We start from the raw sequence: 20,563 nt of genomic DNA on the forward strand, positions 1-20,563 counted from the left end.
TACCTAATTCCAAACCTGGTTAAACCGCGGAGGCTCCACCGACAATCTCGGTAAGTTCCTGGGTGATGCTGGCCTGACGAGCTTTGTTGTACACCAACTGCAGCTCTTTGATCAGATTTCCGCCGTTATCGGTTGCGGCTTTCATCGCCACCATACGTGCGGCCTGCTCACTGGCCAGATTTTCCACCACACCCTGATAAACCTGCGATTCGACATAACGACGCAGCAGGGTATCCAGCAGCGCTTTCGGATCGGGCTCATACAGGTAATCCCAGGTCTTCGCCTTCATCTCTTCTTCACCTTCCGCTGGCGGTAACGGCAGCAGTTGGGTAATGGTCGGAGTCTGAGACATGGTGTTATTGAATTTGTTATTGACGATCATCAGCTTGTCGATGCGGCCTTCATCATAAGCCTGCAACATCACTTTTACCGGGCCAATCAGATCAGACAGAGCAGGTTTATCGCCCATGCCGCTGACTTGCGCCACAATGTTGCCACCCACAGCATTAAAGAATGACGCCCCTTTCGAACCGATAATCGACAGATCGCTCTGCACGCCTTTATCGGACCAGGACTTCATATCCGCCAGTAACTTTTTGAACAGGTTAATGTTCAAACCACCACAAAGCCCGCGGTCAGTTGAAACGACCAGGTAGCCGACGCGCTTCACGTCGCGCTCTTCCAGGTAAGGGTGCTTGTATTCCAGATTACCCAACGCAAGGTGACCAATCACTTTGCGCATGGTTTCTGCATACGGACGGCTGGCCGCCATGCGTTCCTGCGTTTTACGCATCTTGGAGGCGGCGACCATTTCCATCGCTTTGGTGATCTTCTGCGTGTTTTTCACGCTTCCAATCTTGCTTCGTATCTCTTTTGCGCCGGCCATTAGCTTCTCCTCAAAGCCTTGCGGCCTGCCTTTTCAGACAAGCCGCCAGACATTACCAGGACTGGGTTGCTTTAAACGTCTCGACCAGGCCTTTCAGCTTGGCTTCGATATCGTTATTAAAGTTACCCGACTGGTTGATTTCAGCCATCAGCTCAGCGTGGTCGCGATCGGCGAAGGCCAGCAGTGCAGCTTCGAAGCTGCCAATTTTTGCCAGTTCAACGTCGTTCAGATAGCCACGCTCTGCAGCGAACAGAACCAGACCCTGCTGCGCAACAGACATCGGCGCATACTGTTTCTGCTTCAGCAGCTCGGTCACTTTCTGACCGTGGCTCAGCTGTTTGCGGGTTGCATCATCCAGATCAGAGGCGAACTGCGAGAACGCCGCCAGTTCACGATACTGTGCCAGCGCGGTACGAATACCACCGGACAGTTTCTTGATGATCTTGGTCTGTGCAGCACCACCTACGCGGGATACCGAAATACCTGGGTTAACCGCCGGACGAATACCGGAGTTGAACAGGTTCGATTCCAGGAAGATCTGACCATCAGTAATCGAGATTACGTTGGTCGGAACGAACGCAGAAACGTCGCCCGCCTGGGTTTCGATGATCGGCAGCGCGGTCAGTGAACCGGTTTTACCTGTCACTGCGCCATTGGTGAAACGCTCTACATAATCAGCGCTTACGCGTGATGCACGTTCCAGCAGACGGGAGTGGAGATAGAACACGTCGCCAGGGAATGCTTCACGACCTGGTGGACGGCGCAGCAGCAGAGAAATCTGACGGTACGCGACAGCCTGCTTAGAAAGGTCATCGTAAACGATCAGCGCATCTTCACCGCGGTCACGGAAGTATTCACCCATCGCACAACCCGCGTACGGAGAGAGATACTGCAGTGCAGCAGATTCAGAAGCAGACGCCACAACAACGATGGTGTTCTGCAGTGCGCCATGCTCTTCCAGCTTACGAACCACGTTAGAGATGGTTGAGGCTTTCTGACCAATCGCAACGTAGACACACTTGATGCCTGAGTCGCGCTGGTTGATGATCGCATCGATCGCCATCGCGGTTTTACCGGTCTGACGGTCACCGATGATCAGCTCACGCTGGCCACGGCCGATTGGAATCATCGCATCGACCGACTTATAACCGGTCTGAACCGGCTGGTCGACTGACTGACGATCGATAACGCCCGGTGCAATCACTTCGACCGGTGAGAAACCGTCGTTGTCGATGGCGCCTTTACCGTCGATAGGTGCACCCAGGGTGTTCACCACACGGCCCAGCAGGCCACGGCCTACCGGTACTTCCAGAATACGGCCAGTACACTTAACCTTCATGCCTTCGGCGAGGTCAGCGTAAGGACCCATTACCACTGCACCTACTGAGTCACGCTCGAGGTTCAGGGCAATAGCGTAACGGTTGCCCGGCAGGGCAATCATCTCACCCTGCATCACATCGGCCAGGCCGTGTACGCGGATGATACCGTCACTTACAGAAACAATCGTACCTTCGTTGTGAGCTTCACTCACGACATTGAACTGAGCAATGCGCTGCTTGATCAGTTCGCTGATTTCGGTGGAATTCAGTTGCATATGCTCCAGTCCCCTTAAGACTGCAAGACGTCAGCCAGACGGTCAAGACGGCCGCGTACGCTGCCATCAATAACCAGATCACCCGAACGGATGATCACGCCTGCCATCACAGACTTATCAATTTTGCAATTCAGCTTAACTTTGCGTGACAGACGTTTTTCCATCGCGGCGCTGATTTTATTCAGCTGGTCGTCACTCAGCGTACTGGCGGAGATAACATCAACTTCTGCGGTGGCTTCATGAGCGTCACGCAGTTCGATGAATTGGGCCAGTACTGCCGGAAGCGCTGTCAAACGTCCGTTTTCCGCCATCACCTTAATCAGGTTCTGCGCGGGTTCATCCAGTTGATCACCACAGACTGCGTTAAACGACGCTGCCAGCGCTTCGGGTGCTAATGCACCTGAGAGAAGATCAGCCATCTGTTCATTGCGAGCCACTTCTGCGGCAAACGCCAGCATCTGTTGCCAGCGTTCTATACCTTGATGCTCAACAGCAAAGTCAAAAGCTGCTTTGGCGTAGGGGCGAGCTACAGTAATCAGATCAGACATCAGCCCCTCCCTCCTTACAGTTCAGCGACCAGTTTATCAACGATGTCGCTGTTAGCAGCTTCATCCACGGAACGTTCGATGATCTTCTCGGCGCCGGCCATAGCCAGCAACGCGACTTGCTTACGCAGTTCTTCACGAGCACGTTTGCGTTCGGCGTCAATTTCAGCCTGCGCTTGTGCCACGATGCGAGTACGTTCGTTTTCAGCTTCGGTTTTGGCTTCGTCCAGAATCTGCGCGCGACGCTTGTTCGCTTGCTCGATAATGACCTGAGCGTCTTCTTTGGCTTTTTTCAGCTGGTCGGTCGCATTAGCCTGCGCGAGATCCAAATCTTTCTTAGCACGTTCAGCAGAAGCAAGGCCTTCAGCAATTTCTTTCTGGCGCTTTTCGATAGCAGCCATAAGCGGCGGCCATACGTACTTCATGCAGAACGCGACAAACAGGATGAACGCGATAGCCTGGCCGAGGATTGTTGCATTAATGTTCACAGCACAATGCCTCTAGATTGAGTATTTAACTTTTCTGCCGTTATCAACGATAAGCGGCAGAATCCGTTCACCCTTGCACACTGTGCGCTGAGTGAACACAGGGCTTTAGGCGACAGCAAACATCACGTAGAGACCCAGACCAACAGCGATCATCGGGATTGCATCCACCAGACCCATTACAACAAAGAACTGCGTGCGCAGCAGAGGAATCAGGTCAGGCTGACGAGCAGCGCCTTCCAGGAATTTTCCTCCGAGGATGCCGATACCGATCGCAGCACCGATTGCCGCCAGGCCCATCATCACAGCGGCAGCCATGTACAGCAGATCCATATTCAGGTTTTCCATGACAGTCTCCAGTTTGTTTCAGTTAAATGCTCCCTTCATCTTCCGGGCTGCAGCCGGCTGGCTGTGACCCGGAATAGAGAGGGAAAGTAGTGTTGAGAAAAAAATCAATGTTCTTCAGATGCCATCGACAGATAGACAATCGTGAGGACCATGAAAATGAAAGCCTGTAGCGAAATGATCAGGATGTGGAAAATGGCCCACGGCACATTCAGCACCCACTGCGACCACCACGGCAACAGACCGGCAATAAGGATAAAGATCAGCTCACCCGCATACATGTTGCCGAACAGTCGTAAACCGAGAGAAACCGGTTTAGACAGCAGGCTGACACCTTCCAGAATCAGGTTGATCGGGATGAAGATCGGGTGGTTAAAAGGCTGCAGCGTCAGCTCTTTCGTGAAGCCGCCAATGCCTTTCATTTTGATGCTGTAGAACAGAATCAAAATAAAGACGCCCAACGCCATAGAGAGCGTGATGTTCACGTCTGCAGACGGCACAACGCGCAGCGCCGGCAGGCCCAACCAATGCTCACCGATATACGGCAGCAGATCGATTGGCAGCAGATCCATGAAGTTCATCAGGAAGACCCAGACAAAAATTGTCAGCGCCAGCGGGGCGATAAGTTTGCTCTTACCGTGATACATGTCGCGCACGTTGTCATCAACGAAACCGACAACCAGTTCGATAGCCGCTTGTAATTTCCCTGGCACACCGCTGGTAGCTGTTTTAGCCACTTTACGGAACAACACCAGGAAGATAAGTCCCAGCACCAGAGAGAAAAACATGGAATCGATATTTAATACCCAGAACGTCGCGGGAGCGTCGTGCGGATTCACTAACTCGAAAGTACGCAGGTCCAGCTGAAGGTTGTTCAGATGGTGCCCTATGTATTCTTGCGGAGTAGAGATTTCTCCTGCAGCCATGATGCCTCTTACCCTTTGTTGTTAATTACCGCCGGTGCCAGCATTTGTACCACCAGCACCGATAACCAGGTTATTCCGACCGGCCAGAAAACCGCCCCGAATAGACCCAACGCCACAATGAGCAAAATGATGGTCGCGAACACTTTGGCTATTTCACCCAAAGCGAAGCTCCACGCGACTCGTCCCGAAGCGGGGGTTTGCCCCTGCAGGCGCCAGGCTAAAAACAAAAACAACACGTTTGGCAGCCAGGCTGCCGCGCCGCCTGCCAGAGCAGAAACGCCCCAGGTGACATCTTTCAGAGCAAAGAGTGCACCGATGATGACAATCGTCACCAGCTGAATCATCAGCACTGTCCGGGCGAATTTTACACTGTAAAGAGACACTGACATGACGCTGATACTCTCCTGCCCCATTAGGGGTATGTCGCGTGTCGTATAAGACTGCCTTTACGCATTTGAGTCAAGCAGCAAAAGCCGTGCAAATTATACGGGCCGCACCTGCGATTTCAATCGGTAAGTAGCGAAAAGGTGAACAATTATTTAAATTTCTTTCCGGAGGGCTATTTTTCCAAAGATTAGCCCGCAGGGATTCGTCGTTTCCTGCCTGAAAATGGGCTGGCGACTTGCTTTTAAAGCGTGCTTTAGATCACATAATAAGCATTCGCACCGTCTCAACTTTTCTCTCAGGGCTAATTCCGGGCTTTTCCTTCTCTCAATAAACCTTTCAAAATCATAACATTGAAAATATAAGCGCAATCGGGGAAGCCTATTTTCCCGGAAAACACGCTATTGACATCGAAGGGTGCATGAGAAACGTTAAATTCATATTACGCACGCCGAGTTATTACCCTGATATATTTTCTGGCGTGACTATTTTTATTCCGCCAGTCCGCTATACAAGTGATCTTTCTGCTAACTAAATGTGAATTAAACGTTAAATGTAACAGAGCTTTTCGGATAATTTCCGTCGGCTTTGTTAATCCTCCACCGCATGTTGCAGAATGAAAATGCCGTTTTTTAAACGCATCAACTGCACCTTTTTTCACCAGCAATCGGATGAAGACCGACGGCTGGCGCAGAGTAAATCCTTACCCGTTTCAGGCCTGGTGCTGACGAATAATCACCAGGTGACGGTCACCTTCCAGCTGTGGAATCTGCAGTTTAACCACCGCATCACAGTGATAGCCCGCCGGTAAGCTGGCAATTTCATCATCCGGACGGACGCCTTTGAGGGCAAAAAAGCGCCCTTCTGTTCCCGGTAAATGATGACACCAGTTCACCATGTCGGTCAGTGAGGCAAATGCGCGGCTGATGACGCCATCAAAAGGTGGCTCGGCCGGGAAGTCCTCAACCCGGCTCTGTACCGGAGTGATGTTAGTGAGTCCTAACTCATGCTGAACCTGGCGCAGGAAGCGCACTCGCTTACCCAGGCTGTCGAGCAGCGTGAAGTGCGCATCGGGCATCACTATCGCCAGCGGAATACCTGGCAGGCCCGGTCCGGTTCCCACATCAATAAAGCGTGAGCCGATCAGCTGGGGTGCCACCACAATGCTGTCGAGGATGTGGCGCACCAGCATCTGCTGGGGATCGCGTACTGACGTCAGGTTGTAGGCTTTGTTCCACTTATCCAGCAGCCCGACATAGGCAACCAGCTGCTGTTTTTGTTGATCGGAGAGGGAAATATTGGCTGCCTGCAGCAGCGAGGTGAGTCGGTTAATCACAGCGTAAGTCCAGTCAGCGGGGGCGAGTCGCCTCGCCCCGTTTCAGGTCAGGCGCTTTTGCGCAGCAGACCCTGTTTTTTCAGATAAATAAGCAGAATAGAGATGGCCGCCGGGGTGATACCGGAAATACGCGTCGCCTGGCCAATAGAGGTCGGCTTGTGGTCATTCAGCTTGGCGATCACCTCATTTGACAGGCCGTTGACCTGGCGATAGTCGAGGTCAACCGGCAACAGGGTGTTTTCGTTGCGCAGCTGACGATCGATCTCCTCCTGCTGGCGTGCGATATAGCCTTCATATTTGACCTGAATCTCAACCTGCTCAGCCGCCTGCTCATCAGTCAGCGCCGGACCAAAGGCGTTCAGCGACATCAGCTTCAGATAGGTCATTTCCGGACGACGCAGCAGATCTTCGCCACTGGCTTCTTTGGTCAGCGGCGCACTGAGAACCGTGTTCACCTCCGACACGTGATCGGATTTTGGATGAACCCAGATATCGCGCAGGCGCTGACGCTCCTGTTCAATCGCTTCCAGCTTCTGATTGAAGCGCGCCCAGCGGGCATCATCGACCAGACCCAGCTCGCGGCCGGTTTCGGTCAGACGCAGATCGGCATTATCCTCACGCAGCATCAGACGATACTCGGCGCGGGAGGTAAACATGCGGTACGGCTCTTTGGTGCCGAGCGTGCAGAGATCGTCAACCAGCACGCCGAGGTAAGCCTGATCGCGACGCGGCGCCCAGCCCTCTTTGTCGGCAGACTGGCGCGCGGCGTTGAGGCCAGCCAGCATACCCTGCGCAGCCGCTTCTTCGTAGCCGGTGGTTCCGTTGATCTGTCCGGCAAAGAACAGACCGTGAATAAATTTGCTCTCCAGCGTCGGTTTCAGATCGCGCGGATCGAAGAAGTCATACTCAATGGCATAACCCGGGCGCACGATCTTCGCATTTTCCAGACCCTGCATCGAGCGGACGATCTGAATCTGCACATCAAACGGCAGGCTGGTTGAGATGCCGTTCGGATAAATTTCGTTGCTGGTCAGTCCTTCCGGTTCGAGGAAGATCTGATGCGCATTACGATCGGCAAAGCGCATTACTTTATCTTCGATCGACGGGCAGTAGCGTGGCCCGATCCCTTCGATGATCCCGGCATACATCGGGCTGCGATCGAGGTTGTTGCGGATCACCTCATGGGTTTTTTCATTGGTATGAGTGATCCAGCACGGTACCTGCTGCGGATGCTGAGCGGCATTGCCCATGAACGAGAACACCGGCATCGGGTGATCGCCATGCTGCGGCGTCAGTACTGAAAAATCGATGGTGCGCGCATCAATGCGCGGCGGCGTACCGGTCTTGAGGCGGTTAACCCGCAGCGGCAGGGCACGCAGTCGTTTTGCCAGCGGAATGGAAGGCGGATCGCCTGCACGGCCGCCGCTGTAGTTATCCAGTCCGATATGAATTTTACCGTCGAGGAAGGTACCCACGGTCAGCACCACGGTCTTCGCCCGGAATTTGAGCCCCATCTGAGTCACAGCACCCACGACGCGATCGTTTTCCACAATCAGATCGTCAACCGCCTGCTGGAAGATCATCAGGTTGGGCTGGTTCTCCAGTGCGGTGCGTACTGCCTGACGATAGAGCACGCGATCGGCCTGAGCACGGGTTGCCCTGACGGCTGGACCTTTGCTCGCGTTTAGTATCCTAAACTGAATACCGGCCTGATCGATTGCGTGGGCCATCAGACCCCCCATGGCATCCACTTCCTTCACCAGATGTCCTTTGCCAATGCCACCGATCGCCGGGTTACAGGACATTTGTCCAAGCGTATCAATGTTATGGGTGAGTAACAGGGTTTGCTGACCCATTCGGGCTGCCGCCATTGCGGCTTCGGTGCCCGCATGACCACCACCAATTACGATGACGTCAAAAGGATCCTGATAAAACATGAAGTGGTACCTCGATTGATGAACAGGCAGGATCGTCGTCCTGGGGCGTGGATTCTACTCAAATTCCGCCTGGGGTGAAAGCTGCGGGATCCTCAGGTTTTAAAAGAAAGGATCTTAGATCTGTATATGATCTTTCTGTTAGATCTCTTATTAGGATCGCCGGTTTCTGTGGATATGTGCCAGAACGCCAGTCACAACAAGCGATTAGCAAGGATCACTAGCTGTTAATGATCGGTGATCCTGATCCGTATAAGCTGGGATCAAAATGGCTACTTATACACAGCTCAAAAAGCATACTGCGGTTACTCTTTGGATAACTACCGGTTATACGCAGTAAAAGAGGGTAGTTATCCACAAAATAAACGGCTTCAAAAGGACAAAATCAGCATCTTCCACTGGGGATCGTCACTATTTCACGATCCCCGACCAGATTCAGATCGCGCTTTTCCAGTCCATCACCCATACCCCGGCCGGATCTTCAGGGATCTCATGCTCAAGGACATCGATTTCCAGACGATCGCCGATCCGCTGAGCGCCCTGGGCAACTAACAGCGTCTCTATCTGACGGATCGCCCCGCAAAACAGATCGTATTCGTGATTACCGAGGCCGACCGCCCCAAACCGGACCTGAGAGAGATCGGGCTGCTCTTCATTAATTGCCTCGAACCACGGCAGCAGATTATCGGGAATTTCGCCTGCGCCATGCGTTGAGCAGACCACCAGCCAGATGCCTTCCAGCGGCACTTCATCCAGCGCCGGGCCGTGCAGCAGCTGCGTTGAGTAGCCTGCTTCCTGTAATTTTTCTTCCAGATGCTCAGCAACATACTCGGCACTGCCCAAAGTACTGCCACTGATTAAGGTAATATCGGCCATCTTGCTCTCCCGGACATTAAGGCGGGCATTGTACGCTGTGATCAAGCGGTGATCCACCTGTGGAAAACAGGGTTAATGGATCGGGTGATGTGAACGCAGCCGTTGTCAGCCGCTGCATTCGTCCGGGATAAGGTTGTACACAGGGGAAGCGCGATCAGGGCTTGATGGTGCGCATGATCGGGTTTTGCAGGGAGATCAGGGTTTCTGTTGATTGAATTTCATCAATTGTCTGGATCTTGTTGATCAGCACCTGTTGCAGGGCATCAATCGAGCGGCACATCACCTTGATAAAGATGCTGTAGTGACCGGTGGTATACCAGGCTTCCACCACCTCATCCAGCGCTTCCAGCTTGCTCAGTGCCGCCGGATAATCGCGTGCGCTCTTGAGAATAATGCCGATAAAACAGCAGACATCAAAACCCAGCTGGCGCGGATCGATATCGACACGGGTGCCCAGAATAATGCCGGCCTGTTTCATCTTTTCCACCCGCACATGGATGGTGCCGGGGCTGACATTAAACTGTTTTGCCAGCTCGGCGTAAGCGGTACGCGCGTTATCCAGCAGGGCATTCAGAATGCCGCGATCCAGGTTATCGAGCTGCAAATGTTCGGCCATGACCATCCTCGTTAGGCTGCGTTGTGTTCACAAAGGGAGAATGTGCAGCAAAATAGCGAGACAGGCAACAACCGGCAGCGACGGACGCCGCTGCCGGCTCACTTAGCGTTTGCGCCAGACGGTAACCTGGGCCAGCGTGTGCTGGAACTTGCGCGCTGTTTCGCGGATCACAAACGGCTTATCGATTGGATCATCCAGCAGTTCAAAGTCGGCTGCCAGTATCCGTTGCAGCGCCTGCAGCGTGGTCAGCGCCTCGCCATTTTCCCGTACGCCGCCCAGCCAGTTCTCTTTCGGCGTGTATTCTTCCAGCCAGGTGTAAGGCGAGGAGAGCAGCAGGATACCGCCCGGCCGCAGCATCGGCGTCACATCCTGCAGGAAGCGCGCGGGCTGACGCAGGCGATCGATCAGGTTGGAGGCCAGCACCAGATCGTAGCGGGCCGGTTGCGGCTTGAGGTTACAGGCATCGCCCTGCACGAACCGGATGCGCTGCGCCAGATCGCCATCCAGCGCGAAATCTTTCAGGCGCACCTGGCGATACTCCACCAGATCGCCCTCCTGCGGCACCACATAACGGAAATCTTCTCCGCTGGTCAGCTGCAGCGCCACGTCGATGAAGCGCGCCGAGTAGTCCATGCCGGTGACGCGTTCAAAGTGGCGGGCCAGCTCAAAACTGGCGCGTCCGGTGGCGCAGCCGATATCCAGTGCTTCAGTCTGTGACGTGGTGTACTTCAGCGCCAGCTTCACCAGGCTTTCAGCATAATTATCCACGCCGAAATAGCGCGGGCCATACTGGAAGTCGAGATACTGCGACACCATGGCGTCAGTTTCATACGGGTTCAGCGTCATACTTTCCTGATGGCTGGAGACCACGTAGCGGAAACCGGCGTGCTGGAAGAAATGGCGGCGGAACGCATAGCGCGCCGATTTCAGCGCTTCGTTGCCGGTTGAGATCCAGCTGCCGCCTTTGATCAGCGAATGCTTGCCATCAAAGGTCGGGGTAGAGAAATCATCGTAAAGCGGGTGGACTTTGAAACCTTCAAAGCCGTTGGTCGGTGTCGTGGTCCACTGCCAGACGTTACCGACGATATCGAAAAAGTCGCCCTGGGCGAACTGATCGACCGGAGAGGAGGAAGCCCAGTACGCCAGATTGATATTGCCTGGTGCCTGTTCCCACTGCGGCTGATCGCCCGCCACCTGCTCGCGCAGCTGATACCATTCGGCTTCGCACGGCAGCTGAATCGCCATTCCGCTCTGTTCGGCTTTCCAGCGACAGAAGGCGGCCGCCTCAAGCTGGTTCACTTCCGCCGGCCAGTCCCACGGCATCGCCACTTCTTCACACATCAGACGCAGTTTAAGCTGATCGGGCATCGCTGGCGTGCCGACCCAGAACGTCGGCATCTCAGCCTGAGCAAATTGCCGCCAGCCCCAGCCTTCATCATCCCACCAGCGGGAATCCTGATAACCGCCCGCACGGACAAACTCAAAATATTCGGCATTGCTGACCAGCATTTTGCTGGCTTTGAACGGCTGCAGCGTAACCTGCTGGCTGCCGTACTCATTATCCCAGCCGTAGGTATCGTCGGTTTTCCCCAGCGTAACCGTACCGCCGGGCATCGCCAGCAGACTGTTGGCCGGCACATCCTGACGCTGGTGGCGCGCCAGCGGACAGATCGGCCAGGCGGGCTGCGGCGTTATCCAGTCAACCGGTAGCTGGCGGATCAGCACGCTGGAGGTTTCCAGATGAATACGCTCATGCTCGATACCCATCAGGATCACCCACGCCGGGCTGTCCCACGCGATCGGCAAGCTCAGCGGCAGGGTCTGGATCAGGTCGCTGACCAGCGCTTTCACCCGGCCACGGTAGTCACGTACCTCATCAATGGTCGGCCACGCGTAGTGGTTGTCGTTGAGATCGTCCCAGCTCATTTCATCGACGCCAATCGCCATCATCGCTTCAATCCGGTCGTCGAGGCGCGCATCAATATAGCGTCCGGCCATCAGCTTATTAATGTAGAAGGTCGCCGTGTGGCCAAAATAGAAGATCAGCGGATGGCGCAGCGGAATCGCTTTGGTAAACCAGGCCTGCGGATCGGCCAGGCAGGTAAACAGGCTTTCGTACTGTTCCCACGTCTGGTGAAAATAGCTCAGCAGCTCGGCTCGTTTTTGTTCAATATTCTGGCCGGAGAGCAATAACGTACGCGTCGGCGCAGGCAGATCGCGATGAGGATGGACGGTGGTCACAAGGTGCTCCAGATTGCTGAGTAAGTGAAACGGTAATTCACTATAGCAAAGAAGCATTTCTGCCTGATGACTTAACGACGCCAGTGGCGCAGCAGGCGGCTTTTCATGCCGGTATCGAAGCGCCAGATATGGTCGAAGATGCGCATAATACCGGGCTTTCCGTGCGTCGACATCGCCACGGCGTGAAAACGTTGCTGATTATGTCGCTGGCGGTGTTTGATGGCGCCGATCACCTCTTCCGGCAGACGCTGGGCGATAAAATCGGAGACGATCACCGCATCCGCCTCCTGCCAGAGCACCCCTTCCATGCGCTTCACCACGGCGGAAAGACAGGCGGCCAGATCGGTGCCGCCACGAAAGCGCTGACTGAGGAAGCGAATCGCCTGCTCCAGGCCATCATCACCGGTCAGTTCATAGCCGATCACCTCATGGGCGAACAGCATAATGTAGCAGCGACGTCGATCGGCCAGCGCCACCTTGAGTAACGCCAGACAGAACGCTTTGGCGCAGCGCTCATTAAAACCGCCCATGGAACCGGAGGTATCGACGCAGACAATAAACGGCCCGCGCGGCTGCTCCTCATGCTGCTGGTGGCTGACTGGCCGCAGCGTGACTTTTTCATGCCAGGCATCGCCCTGCAGCTTGTAGGTCAGCAGGCGTTTCTCCACCAGCCGGCGATAAAACTCCAGCTCCAGTTCGCTGATGCTCAGCGCGGCCAGTTCCGGTGGCAGCAGGCGCAGCACATCATCACTCTGATGAATGCCGCTGACCTCTTCCGGCACGGCCGCCGGTTCATGAACCAGCTGATGAAACGCCTCCAGCGGCGCCTCCTGCGACGGCACGGATTTCGCTTCCCGGCTGCGACCAAGCTGCTGGGCCAGTTTCAGCAGCTCCGGCTGCTGGGCCAGAAAATCGCCGTATTGCAGCATCAGCTGGTAATCGCCCGGCTGCAGCGAGGTTTTACTCATGTCCCACAGCCGGCCGGCTGCGGCTTCGTCATCATCGCTCAGCATCGGGGCCAGCTGACCACTGAGCGCCATCCGCTGCTGCAACTCGGCCAGCAGGCGTTCGCGCTGCTGCTCCAGCAGTTGCTGATTCAGCGTCAGGGTTTGCAGCGTCAGGCTCAGCCGCCAGCGCTGTAAAAACAGCGTATGTTGCGCACTGCTGAGATGATGAATGTCGGTATGCTGGAGCAGTCGGCGGGCTTCATCGATAAAGGGGGAAGGCAGACATTCAAGGGTCTGAAGCGTGGCGTCGAGCTGCTGGCTGAACTGACGATCGCTGAGCAACTGCACCTGTTGAAACAGCTGAAACTCTTCGGCCAGTAACGCGGGCACCGGCGTGGCTTTCAGTTCCGCGCTGATTTCCGCTTTCCAGCGCGGCACATCGCGCAGCAGCGCCTTTTTCAGACCGGGGAATTTTTCAAAAAACAGCGCCAGTTGCGGCGACGCCAGCAGCGCGATAATTAACTCTTCAATCAGTTCGGTTTCGCCAATTGAGAGCAGCGTGCTGAGCGTCTCCAGAGAGATCATTTACGCGCCTGTTTCAGCTGTTCCGCCACATCCTGCAGGCTGGTTTCAACCCGCGCCAGCCAGTCATCGCTGATAAACAGGCAGCGCTGATGCTGGCTGAACAGGTGGCGCTGACTGCGTAACTCACTCTCCAGCGTATCCAGCGCCTCGGTGATTTCACCTGGCAGCTGATCGCTGTTACTGACGCCAGGCAGCGTCAGACGTGAAGATTGCAGACTGACGTCGCGTATTGCCAGACAGTGTTGCGCATCAACCTGCAAATCCAGCGTCTGCGCAAAGCCAATCCCATTGAGTTTGCCGCGGATATCGCCGCCTTTTTGCAGCCACTGACTCAGTGCGTCACGGGCGATCACCAGATGCGTCACCTGCATATCGTGCAGCGTCAGCGGCTGTTGCAGCATCAGGGGCAGCTGATCATCAGTGAGGCTTTCCGGCAAATCGTAATGCGGTTTGCGGCTGAACATGCCGCTGTGTTTCTCCAGCGTGATCGCCTGCGCCATGCTCTGTTGCTGCTGTAAGGCCATGCGGCGGGCTTTGATCTGCTGCAGTCTGAGCAGCATCGGCTGCTGTTGCCAGGCATATTGCGTCATTAACAGATCGATTTCGCGCTCCAGCAGCTGCATTGAGGCGACGTCATGCCACAGGCAATCTTTCAGCAGGATCAGGTCGATGGGCGCGATGGCGTTGCGGCCGCTGTAAAAGGCGCTGGCCTGCAGCAGGTGAATCGCTTTCTTCCAGCGGCGATCGGAGATGTAAGGTGCGGCGGGCTGGCTCTCCAGCTGCTGACGCAACTGGTAGATCAGTTCAAATACCGCATCGGGCAGGCTCACCTGGCTGATGCCGAGCTGCCACTGGGCGTACTCTTCATCACTGATGCGCAGCGATTCCGCCACCGGATTGGCATTTTCATCCTGCTGGTGGGTCAGCATGCTGCGGAAATTCTGCTTCTCATGCACGTTATCCAGCCATAAGCGGATCAGCATCCGGTCATACAGCGCTTCCAGACCGCTGTCTGCTTCCGGCAGTTCATTGGAGGCGGTCACCAGCAGCCGCATCGGAATTTTTTCTTCGCTGTCGCCGTTGCGGAAGCGGCGTTCATTAATCGCAGTCAGCAGCGTATTCAGAATCGCCGGGCCGGCTTTCCAGATCTCATCCAGAAAGACAATCTCCGCATCGGGCAGGTACCCTTTAGTCAGGCGCTGATAGCGACCCTCATCTTTCAGTGCCTGAATCGACAGCGGGCCGAACACCTCTTCAGGCGTCGAAAAGCGGGTCATCAGATATTCAAAAGCGCGGGCGTGCTGGAAGGCATATTTCAGGCGGCGGGCAATCAGGCTCTTGGCGATGCCTGGCGGTCCCAGCAGGAACACGCTCTCACCGCTGAGCGCAGCCAGCAGACAGAGGCGAATTGCGTGGTGCCGCTCATACAGGCCTTTTTCTAACGCATTGCTGAGACGAGAAATTCTTTCTGCCAAAAGATGGGGTTGAGCCATAATCACATCAATGTCCTTACAATCGTCGGGCCGCCGCGCTTAAGCAAGCGCCTTACTCTATAGATAATGATGCGTGAAAGCGTTGATAGCTGTCAGCTTTTTTGTTTCAGAAGGTTCGGTTAGCTGAAATGCGCCAGTAAGCAGCGGGTTACAGGCTAAAAACCCCGCGACTGGTGCAGCGCTAAGATTAACTGGGTATAGGAATTTTCGGCAATACGTGCATACTGTGCGCTTTTTGATGGCTTGAGCGAGGGGTTTTACACCTCTTAGACTCCAACAAAAGATAACTCTCTATGAGCTCGGATAATAAGCAGTCTCTTGGTGGGCTTACGCTGGCCGCAATTGGTGTTGTCTATGGGGATATTGGTACCAGCCCGCTGTATACCTTGCGTGAATGTCTCTCCGGCCAGTTTGGCTTCGGCGTAGAACGGGGCGCGGTATTTGGCTTTCTGTCGCTGATTTTCTGGCTGCTGGTGCTGGTGGTATCACTGAAATATATCAGCTACGTCATGCGGGCTGACAACGCTGGCGAAGGCGGTATTCTGACCCTGATGTCGCTGGCGGGCCGTCATACCGGTGCCCGCGCCACGGCGGTACTGGTGATCATGGGCCTGATCGGCGGCAGCTTCTTCTATGGCGAAGTGGTGATCACGCCGGCGATTTCAGTGATGTCGGCCATTGAAGGCCTGGAGATTGCCGCGCCGTCGCTGGATCCGTTCATTGTGCCGCTGTCGATTGCGGTATTGACGCTGCTGTTTGCGATTCAGAAACACGGCACCGGCATGGTCGGCAAGCTGTTTGCGCCGGTTATGCTGCTGTGGTTCCTGGTGCTGGCGATCCTCGGGGTTAACGGCATCATGAAAAACCCTGAAGTGCTGCAGGCGCTGAATCCTGCCTATGCGGTCAACTTCTTTATGCAGTACAAATCGATCTCCTTCTTCGCGCTGGGCGCGGTGGTGCTGGCGATTACCGGCGTGGAAGCGCTGTATGCCGATATGGGCCACTTCGGTAAAATCCCAATCCGTCTGGCGTGGTTTTCGGTAGTGCTGCCGTCTCTGGTGCTGAACTATTTTGGTCAGGGCGCGCTGTTGCTCAGTGACCCTAAAGCGATAAAGAACCCCTTTTTCCTGCTGGCGCCAGACTGGGCGCTGATCCCGATGCTGATTCTGGCAACGCTGGCAACCGTCATCGCCTCGCAGGCGGTGATCTCCGGCGTCTTCTCGCTGACGCGTCAGGCGGTTCGGCTCGGCTACCTGCCCGGTATGCGGATCATTCATACTTCTGAGCGTGAATCGGGCCAGATTTATATTCCGATGATTAACTGGGTGCTCTACTTTGCGGTGCTGATTGTGATTATCAGCTTTGAGCACTCCAGTAATCTGGCGGCGGCCTACGGTATTGCGGTGACCGGCACCATGGTGCTGACCTCGATTCTCTCCTGCACCGTCGCGATCAAAAACTGGCACTGGCATAAGCTGGCGGTTGGGGTGATTCTGCTGCTGATGCTGTTTATCGACGTGCCGCTGTTTACGGCGAACCTGGTTAAAATCTTCTCGGGTGGCTGGTTGCCGCTCTGCCTCGGCCTGGTGATGTTTATCATTATGACGACGTGGAAAAGCGAACGCTTCCGCCTGCTGCGCCGGATGCATGAGCACGGTAATTCACTGGAGGCGATGATCGCGTCGCTGGAGAAAGCGCCGCCGGTGCGGGTTCCAGGCACCGCGGTCTACATGTCGCGTGCGCTGAACGTTATCCCGTTTGCCATGCTGCATAATCTCAAACACAACAAAGTGTTACATGAGCGCGTGGTGCTGCTTACGCTGCGCACTGAAGATGCGCCTTATGTGCACAACGTACGGCGTGTCACCATTGAGCAGCTCTCGCCGACCTTCTGGCGCGTGGTGGCCAGCTATGGCTGGCGTGAAACGCCGAACGTGGAAGAGATTTTCCATCGTTGCGGGCTGGAAGGACTGAACTGCCGCATGATGGAGACGTCGTTCTTTATGTCGCACGAGTCGCTGATCATCGGCAAACGGCCGTGGTATTTGCGGCTGCGCGGCAAGCTGTTCCTGGCGTTGCAGCGCAATGCGCTCCGCGCGCCGGACCAGTTTGAGATCCCGCCAAACCGGGTGATTGAGCTCGGTACGCAGGTCGAAATTTAATCCAGATGACCCGCCTCACCGGCGGGTTTTTTTATGGCCAGCGCAGCGTGACGCACAATCCGCTGTTGGGCCGCCGGCTGAACGTTAACTGCATCGCGTGCAGCTGGGCGATGTTACGCACAATCGATAACCCCAGCCCGCTGCCGCTCTTCTCCTGACCGGGCGGTCGCCAGAAACGTTCGCCTAACCGTTGCAGATCGGCTTCATTCAGGCCGTCTCCGTTGTCCTCGACTGACAGGCTGTTGGCCTGAAGCCGCACGTCCACCTCGCTGCCGGCTGGCGTATAGCGAATCGCGTTATCCAGCAGATTGCGTACCAGCAGTGACAGCAACAGTGGATTACCCTGAATCTGCGGATCGGCGTCGGCGTGGAGGCGCAGCGTGACGCCCGTTTTATCCGCCAGCGGCAGTTGCGCCGCCAGCGTCTCCTGCAGCGTCTGTTTTAATGACACCGGTTCGAAAGCGTTACGGGCATCATCCGCTTCCACCCGCGACAGCGTAAGCAGCTGATCCACCAGCCGGGTCGCGCGCACAATGCCGGCATCCAGCTGTTTCAGCGCATGGGTTCGCATCGTTTCATCGTCGACGGCCAGCTGAATCACTTCACTTTGCACCTGCAAGGCGGCCAGCGGACTGCGCAGTTCATGCGCGGCATCGGAGGTAAAGCGGCGCTCGCGATGCATCATTGCGTTGATCCGACTGAACAGGCCATTCAGCGCGATTATCAGTGGCTGGACCTCTTTCGGCACCCGTTCGGCCTGTAACGGCGTACCGTCATCCGGCGCGCGTTGCGCTAACTGCTGCGCCAGCTGCTTCAGCGGGCGCAGTTCCGACCAGACCAGGCTGATTAACAGCAGCAACATAAAAGGAAGCGCGATCAGCCAGGGTAAGACGCTGGCGTTCATCAGATCGCGCGCCATGTCATCGCGGTATTCCGACTCCTGACCCACTACCACGCGAAACTGCTTATCTGGCGTGGTCAGCCAGACCAGGCGCCAGCTGTCGTCGTCATTGGTGAGCTGACCATCATGAAAGCCCTGATAATCGGCCTCAAACGGCAGGTATCGTCCGTTATCGCCATCGTTCAGTACCTGTCTGCCGTCATGGGTGAAGACGGCAAACGCCAGCGCGTCATCATCCTGATCGCCGCGGTGGTGTCGTAGCAGTTGCTTCGTTTTTGGCAGCGTGGCGTTGTCCAGCGAAGAGAAATCAAGCGTCAGCAGGCGTTTTGCCAGCAGCATTTGCTGGGTATCAAACAGCTCGTCAATCGTTTCCCGCGTCTGATGCCATGCGCTGAGGCTGGCGCTGGCCCAGCAGATACCGAGCAGCAGCACAAAACCGATGCCGAGGCGCAGGAACAGGCTTACCGATCGCATTCAGCCGCTCCCAGGGTATAACCCACACCGTGCAGGGTGCGAATAAACTGGCTGCCGAGTTTTTTCCGCAGATGATGGATATGCACTTCTACCGCATTACTGGAGACGTCAGCATCCCAGCTGTAGAGCTTCTCCTCCAGCTGGCTGCGGGTCAGCACCCGGCCAGGATTGCGCATAAACAGCTCCAGCAGCGCCAGTTCACGGCTTTTCAGCTCAATCGCTTCGCCATCGCACAGGACGCTGTGACTGTCAGGCATCAGTACGACCTTGCCGTGACGCAACTCGGGTTGCAGCTGACCATGCCGGCGACGAATCAGCGCCTGCAGTCGGGCGGCCACTTCGGTTAAGGCAAAGGGTTTGCAGAGGTAGTCATCGGCACCCATCTGCAGGCCTTCGACCCGCTGATCGAGCGCATCGCGCGCCGTCAGGATCAGTACCGGCACATCCTCTCCCTGCTGTCGCCACTGTCGCAGAATATCCAGCCCGTCACGTTCGGGGAGTGAGAGATCGAGCACCACCGCATCCCAGGGCGCGGCGTGCAGCGCCTGAAAACCGGCCTCACCGGAGGTAAACCAGTCGACGCTAAATCCCAGCTTGCCCAGCCCCGCTTTGATACCGTCGCCAATTAAGCGATCGTCTTCTATCAGTAAAATACGCATCATTTCTCCCTGCGTTGATAGCGCTTTATACGAAGCAGACCGCGGCTTGTACAGCTGATTTCGGCGAAAATTGCTTATTTTTACTTCTTAAGAAGCTGTTAAGAAGCCTATGGTTAACTGGGTTCAACAAAACGAAACACATCATGGAAAAGAGGTGACAAAATGAAAAAGCACGCTGCAATTTTAGCCGTCGTTATGCTGGCATCTGCCCCGGTTTTGGCTGCACAGCAAGGCGGTTTTACCGACCCTAATGCCCCGGCGGCGCAGACCCAGACGAAACAGGGCGGCTTCAGCGCCGACCACACCAGCGTGGTGACCGTGAAGCAGGCTGAAGATATGCGCGACGAAAGCTGGATCACCGTTCGCGGTAAGCTGGAAAAGCAGATCGGCGATGAAGATTATCTGTTCCGCGATCAGACCGGCACCATGAAAGTCGAAATCGACCACAAGCACTGGAACGGCCAGACTATCTCGCCTCAGGATACCGTTGAGCTGACCGGTGAGCTGGATAAAGATTTCAACAGCATCGAAATGGACGTTAAGCAGGTCAGAAAACTGCCTTAATCGCCGCGATCGGGACCGCTTCGGCGGTCCTTTTTTTTGCCCCGCTATCTGCCCTAATTCAAATTTCCCTCCGCGTGAGCGAAACGTTTCGATAACGATCACAAATTTCACTCTCCCCGATTGAGTTGCTGGCGGCTTTTCATACACTCCTGTCAGCGAAACGTTTCGCTGTGGAGTGAAAAGATGAAAAAAGGTCGCTTGTTAAACGCTGAACTCTCTCATGTGATTGCCCGCCTGGGACACACGGATACGCTGACGATTGCCGATGCCGGTTTGCCGATTCCGGCAGGACCGCAACGCATTGACTTAGCACTGACGCCGGGTACGCCCGATTTTATGCAGGTGGTCAATGCCGTCACGCTTGAGATGCAGGTAGAAAGCGCCCTGATCGCGGAGGAGATTAAGCAGCACAATCCGCCGCTCCATAGCGCACTGCTCGCCGTGCTCGAAGCCTTGCAACAGCACCAGGGGAATTGCATCACCATCAGCTACACCAGCCATGAACAATTCAAACAACAGACGCAGCGCAGTCAGGCGGTCATTCGCAGCGGAGAGTGTTCTCCGTTTGCGAATGTCATCCTGAGCGCCGGCGTCACCTTCTGAGGCCGCT

General features: G+C 55.5%; 19 protein-coding genes. 3 read left to right on the top strand and 16 right to left on the bottom strand.

What is annotated here, in order from left to right; genetic code table 11:
- Window positions 1-19: 19 nt before the first annotated feature.
- The 14 genes from atpG to ravA form a co-directional block, all read right to left on the bottom strand.
- Entirely contained in the window at window positions 20-886 is an 867-nt protein-coding gene (atpG, locus tag WFK59_RS20295; protein ID WP_031590993.1) for a F0F1 ATP synthase subunit gamma, read from the bottom strand.
- 52 nt (window positions 887-938) lie between these two features.
- Window positions 939-2,480, bottom strand: a complete 1,542-nt coding sequence (atpA, locus tag WFK59_RS20300) for a F0F1 ATP synthase subunit alpha (protein ID WP_010258868.1) — start codon at window positions 2,478-2,480, stop codon at window positions 939-941.
- Between the two features lie 14 nt (window positions 2,481-2,494).
- Window positions 2,495-3,028 (bottom strand): F0F1 ATP synthase subunit delta, encoded by a 534-nt coding sequence (atpH, locus tag WFK59_RS20305; RefSeq protein ID WP_233985791.1) that lies wholly within the window; start codon window positions 3,026-3,028, stop codon window positions 2,495-2,497.
- 14 nt (window positions 3,029-3,042) lie between these two features.
- A complete protein-coding gene (gene atpF / locus WFK59_RS20310) occupies window positions 3,043-3,513 on the bottom strand; it encodes a F0F1 ATP synthase subunit B (protein ID WP_233985792.1) in 471 nt (156 codons plus the stop codon).
- A 105-nt stretch (window positions 3,514-3,618) separates the two neighbouring features.
- Window positions 3,619-3,858, bottom strand: a complete 240-nt coding sequence (gene atpE / locus WFK59_RS20315; RefSeq protein ID WP_003849523.1) for a F0F1 ATP synthase subunit C — start codon at window positions 3,856-3,858, stop codon at window positions 3,619-3,621.
- Between the two features lie 104 nt (window positions 3,859-3,962).
- Window positions 3,963-4,781, bottom strand: a complete 819-nt coding sequence (gene atpB / locus WFK59_RS20320; protein WP_233985793.1) for a F0F1 ATP synthase subunit A — start codon at window positions 4,779-4,781, stop codon at window positions 3,963-3,965.
- Between the two features lie 8 nt (window positions 4,782-4,789).
- Entirely contained in the window at window positions 4,790-5,170 is a 381-nt protein-coding gene (gene atpI, locus WFK59_RS20325; RefSeq protein WP_233985794.1) for a F0F1 ATP synthase subunit I, read from the bottom strand.
- Window positions 5,171-5,877: 707 nt separating this feature from the next.
- A complete protein-coding gene (rsmG, locus tag WFK59_RS20330; RefSeq protein ID WP_336757044.1) occupies window positions 5,878-6,501 on the bottom strand; it encodes a 16S rRNA (guanine(527)-N(7))-methyltransferase RsmG in 624 nt (207 codons plus the stop codon).
- Between the two features lie 47 nt (window positions 6,502-6,548).
- On the bottom strand, window positions 6,549-8,438 hold the full coding sequence (mnmG, locus tag WFK59_RS20335; protein WP_336757046.1) for a tRNA uridine-5-carboxymethylaminomethyl(34) synthesis enzyme MnmG: 1,890 nt from the start codon (window positions 8,436-8,438) through the stop codon (window positions 6,549-6,551).
- A gap of 432 nt (window positions 8,439-8,870) precedes the next feature.
- Window positions 8,871-9,311: an FMN-binding protein MioC gene (gene mioC / locus WFK59_RS20340; RefSeq protein ID WP_336757047.1), complete on the bottom strand. Its 441-nt coding sequence runs from the start codon at window positions 9,309-9,311 to the stop codon at window positions 8,871-8,873.
- A 154-nt stretch (window positions 9,312-9,465) separates the two neighbouring features.
- Window positions 9,466-9,927, bottom strand: coding sequence for a transcriptional regulator AsnC (asnC, locus tag WFK59_RS20345; RefSeq protein ID WP_013359557.1), 462 nt, complete (start codon window positions 9,925-9,927; stop codon window positions 9,466-9,468).
- A 102-nt stretch (window positions 9,928-10,029) separates the two neighbouring features.
- Window positions 10,030-12,168 carry a 5-histidylcysteine sulfoxide synthase gene (gene ovoA, locus WFK59_RS20350; RefSeq protein ID WP_336757049.1) on the bottom strand — a complete coding sequence of 713 codons (2,139 nt, stop codon included), beginning with the start codon at window positions 12,166-12,168 and terminating at the stop codon, window positions 10,030-10,032.
- Between the two features lie 71 nt (window positions 12,169-12,239).
- Window positions 12,240-13,700 carry an ATPase RavA stimulator ViaA gene (gene viaA, locus WFK59_RS20355; RefSeq protein WP_336757051.1) on the bottom strand — a complete coding sequence of 487 codons (1,461 nt, stop codon included), beginning with the start codon at window positions 13,698-13,700 and terminating at the stop codon, window positions 12,240-12,242.
- Entirely contained in the window at window positions 13,697-15,193 is a 1,497-nt protein-coding gene (gene ravA, locus WFK59_RS20360) for an ATPase RavA (RefSeq protein ID WP_336757052.1), read from the bottom strand. The genes viaA and ravA overlap by 4 nt, the downstream gene beginning before the upstream one ends.
- Before the next feature lie 293 nt (window positions 15,194-15,486).
- On the opposite strand from ravA, the gene kup reads away from it, so the two are divergent.
- Entirely contained in the window at window positions 15,487-17,355 is a 1,869-nt protein-coding gene (kup, locus tag WFK59_RS20365; RefSeq protein ID WP_233985801.1) for a low affinity potassium transporter Kup, read from the top strand.
- A 31-nt stretch (window positions 17,356-17,386) separates the two neighbouring features.
- Here the strand turns inward: kup and qseC are convergent, their stop codons facing one another.
- Together qseC and qseB are read right to left on the bottom strand one after the other, a co-directional pair.
- Window positions 17,387-18,730, bottom strand: a complete 1,344-nt coding sequence (gene qseC, locus WFK59_RS20370; RefSeq protein WP_336757053.1) for a quorum sensing histidine kinase QseC — start codon at window positions 18,728-18,730, stop codon at window positions 17,387-17,389.
- Window positions 18,718-19,389 (bottom strand): quorum sensing response regulator transcription factor QseB, encoded by a 672-nt coding sequence (qseB, locus tag WFK59_RS20375; RefSeq protein WP_233988241.1) that lies wholly within the window; start codon window positions 19,387-19,389, stop codon window positions 18,718-18,720. The genes qseC and qseB overlap by 13 nt, the downstream gene beginning before the upstream one ends.
- A 162-nt stretch (window positions 19,390-19,551) precedes the next feature.
- Between qseB and WFK59_RS20380 the strand changes: the two genes are divergently transcribed.
- Together WFK59_RS20380 and rbsD are read left to right on the top strand one after the other, a co-directional pair.
- A complete protein-coding gene (locus WFK59_RS20380) occupies window positions 19,552-19,953 on the top strand; it encodes a YgiW/YdeI family stress tolerance OB fold protein (protein WP_336757056.1) in 402 nt (133 codons plus the stop codon).
- A 183-nt stretch (window positions 19,954-20,136) separates the two neighbouring features.
- On the top strand, window positions 20,137-20,556 hold the full coding sequence (gene rbsD, locus WFK59_RS20385; RefSeq protein ID WP_233985804.1) for a D-ribose pyranase: 420 nt from the start codon (window positions 20,137-20,139) through the stop codon (window positions 20,554-20,556).
- Window positions 20,557-20,563 lie beyond the last annotated feature (7 nt).

Origin of the sequence: Pantoea sp. USHLN298 (assembly GCF_037149395.1) — a bacterium.
GTDB lineage: Bacteria > Pseudomonadota > Gammaproteobacteria > Enterobacterales > Enterobacteriaceae > Pantoea > Pantoea astica.

Coding starts and splice junctions, on each gene's coding strand:
- atpG (WP_031590993.1), bottom strand. CDS start 886: ATGGCCGGCGCAAAAGAGATACGAAGCAAGATTGGAAGCGTGAAAAAC.
- atpA (WP_010258868.1), bottom strand. CDS start 2,480: ATGCAACTGAATTCCACCGAAATCAGCGAACTGATCAAGCAGCGCATT.
- atpH (WP_233985791.1), bottom strand. CDS start 3,028: ATGTCTGATCTGATTACTGTAGCTCGCCCCTACGCCAAAGCAGCTTTT.
- atpE (WP_003849523.1), bottom strand. CDS start 3,858: ATGGAAAACCTGAATATGGATCTGCTGTACATGGCTGCCGCTGTGATG.
- atpB (WP_233985793.1), bottom strand. CDS start 4,781: ATGGCTGCAGGAGAAATCTCTACTCCGCAAGAATACATAGGGCACCAT.
- atpI (WP_233985794.1), bottom strand. CDS start 5,170: ATGTCAGTGTCTCTTTACAGTGTAAAATTCGCCCGGACAGTGCTGATG.
- mnmG (WP_336757046.1), bottom strand. CDS start 8,438: ATGTTTTATCAGGATCCTTTTGACGTCATCGTAATTGGTGGTGGTCAT.
- mioC (WP_336757047.1), bottom strand. CDS start 9,311: ATGGCCGATATTACCTTAATCAGTGGCAGTACTTTGGGCAGTGCCGAG.
- asnC (WP_013359557.1), bottom strand. CDS start 9,927: ATGGCCGAACATTTGCAGCTCGATAACCTGGATCGCGGCATTCTGAAT.
- viaA (WP_336757051.1), bottom strand. CDS start 13,700: ATGATCTCTCTGGAGACGCTCAGCACGCTGCTCTCAATTGGCGAAACC.
- ravA (WP_336757052.1), bottom strand. CDS start 15,193: ATGGCTCAACCCCATCTTTTGGCAGAAAGAATTTCTCGTCTCAGCAAT.
- kup (WP_233985801.1), top strand. CDS start 15,487: ATGAGCTCGGATAATAAGCAGTCTCTTGGTGGGCTTACGCTGGCCGCA.
- qseC (WP_336757053.1), bottom strand. CDS start 18,730: ATGCGATCGGTAAGCCTGTTCCTGCGCCTCGGCATCGGTTTTGTGCTG.
- qseB (WP_233988241.1), bottom strand. CDS start 19,389: ATGCGTATTTTACTGATAGAAGACGATCGCTTAATTGGCGACGGTATC.
- WFK59_RS20380 (WP_336757056.1), top strand. CDS start 19,552: ATGAAAAAGCACGCTGCAATTTTAGCCGTCGTTATGCTGGCATCTGCC.
- rbsD (WP_233985804.1), top strand. CDS start 20,137: ATGAAAAAAGGTCGCTTGTTAAACGCTGAACTCTCTCATGTGATTGCC.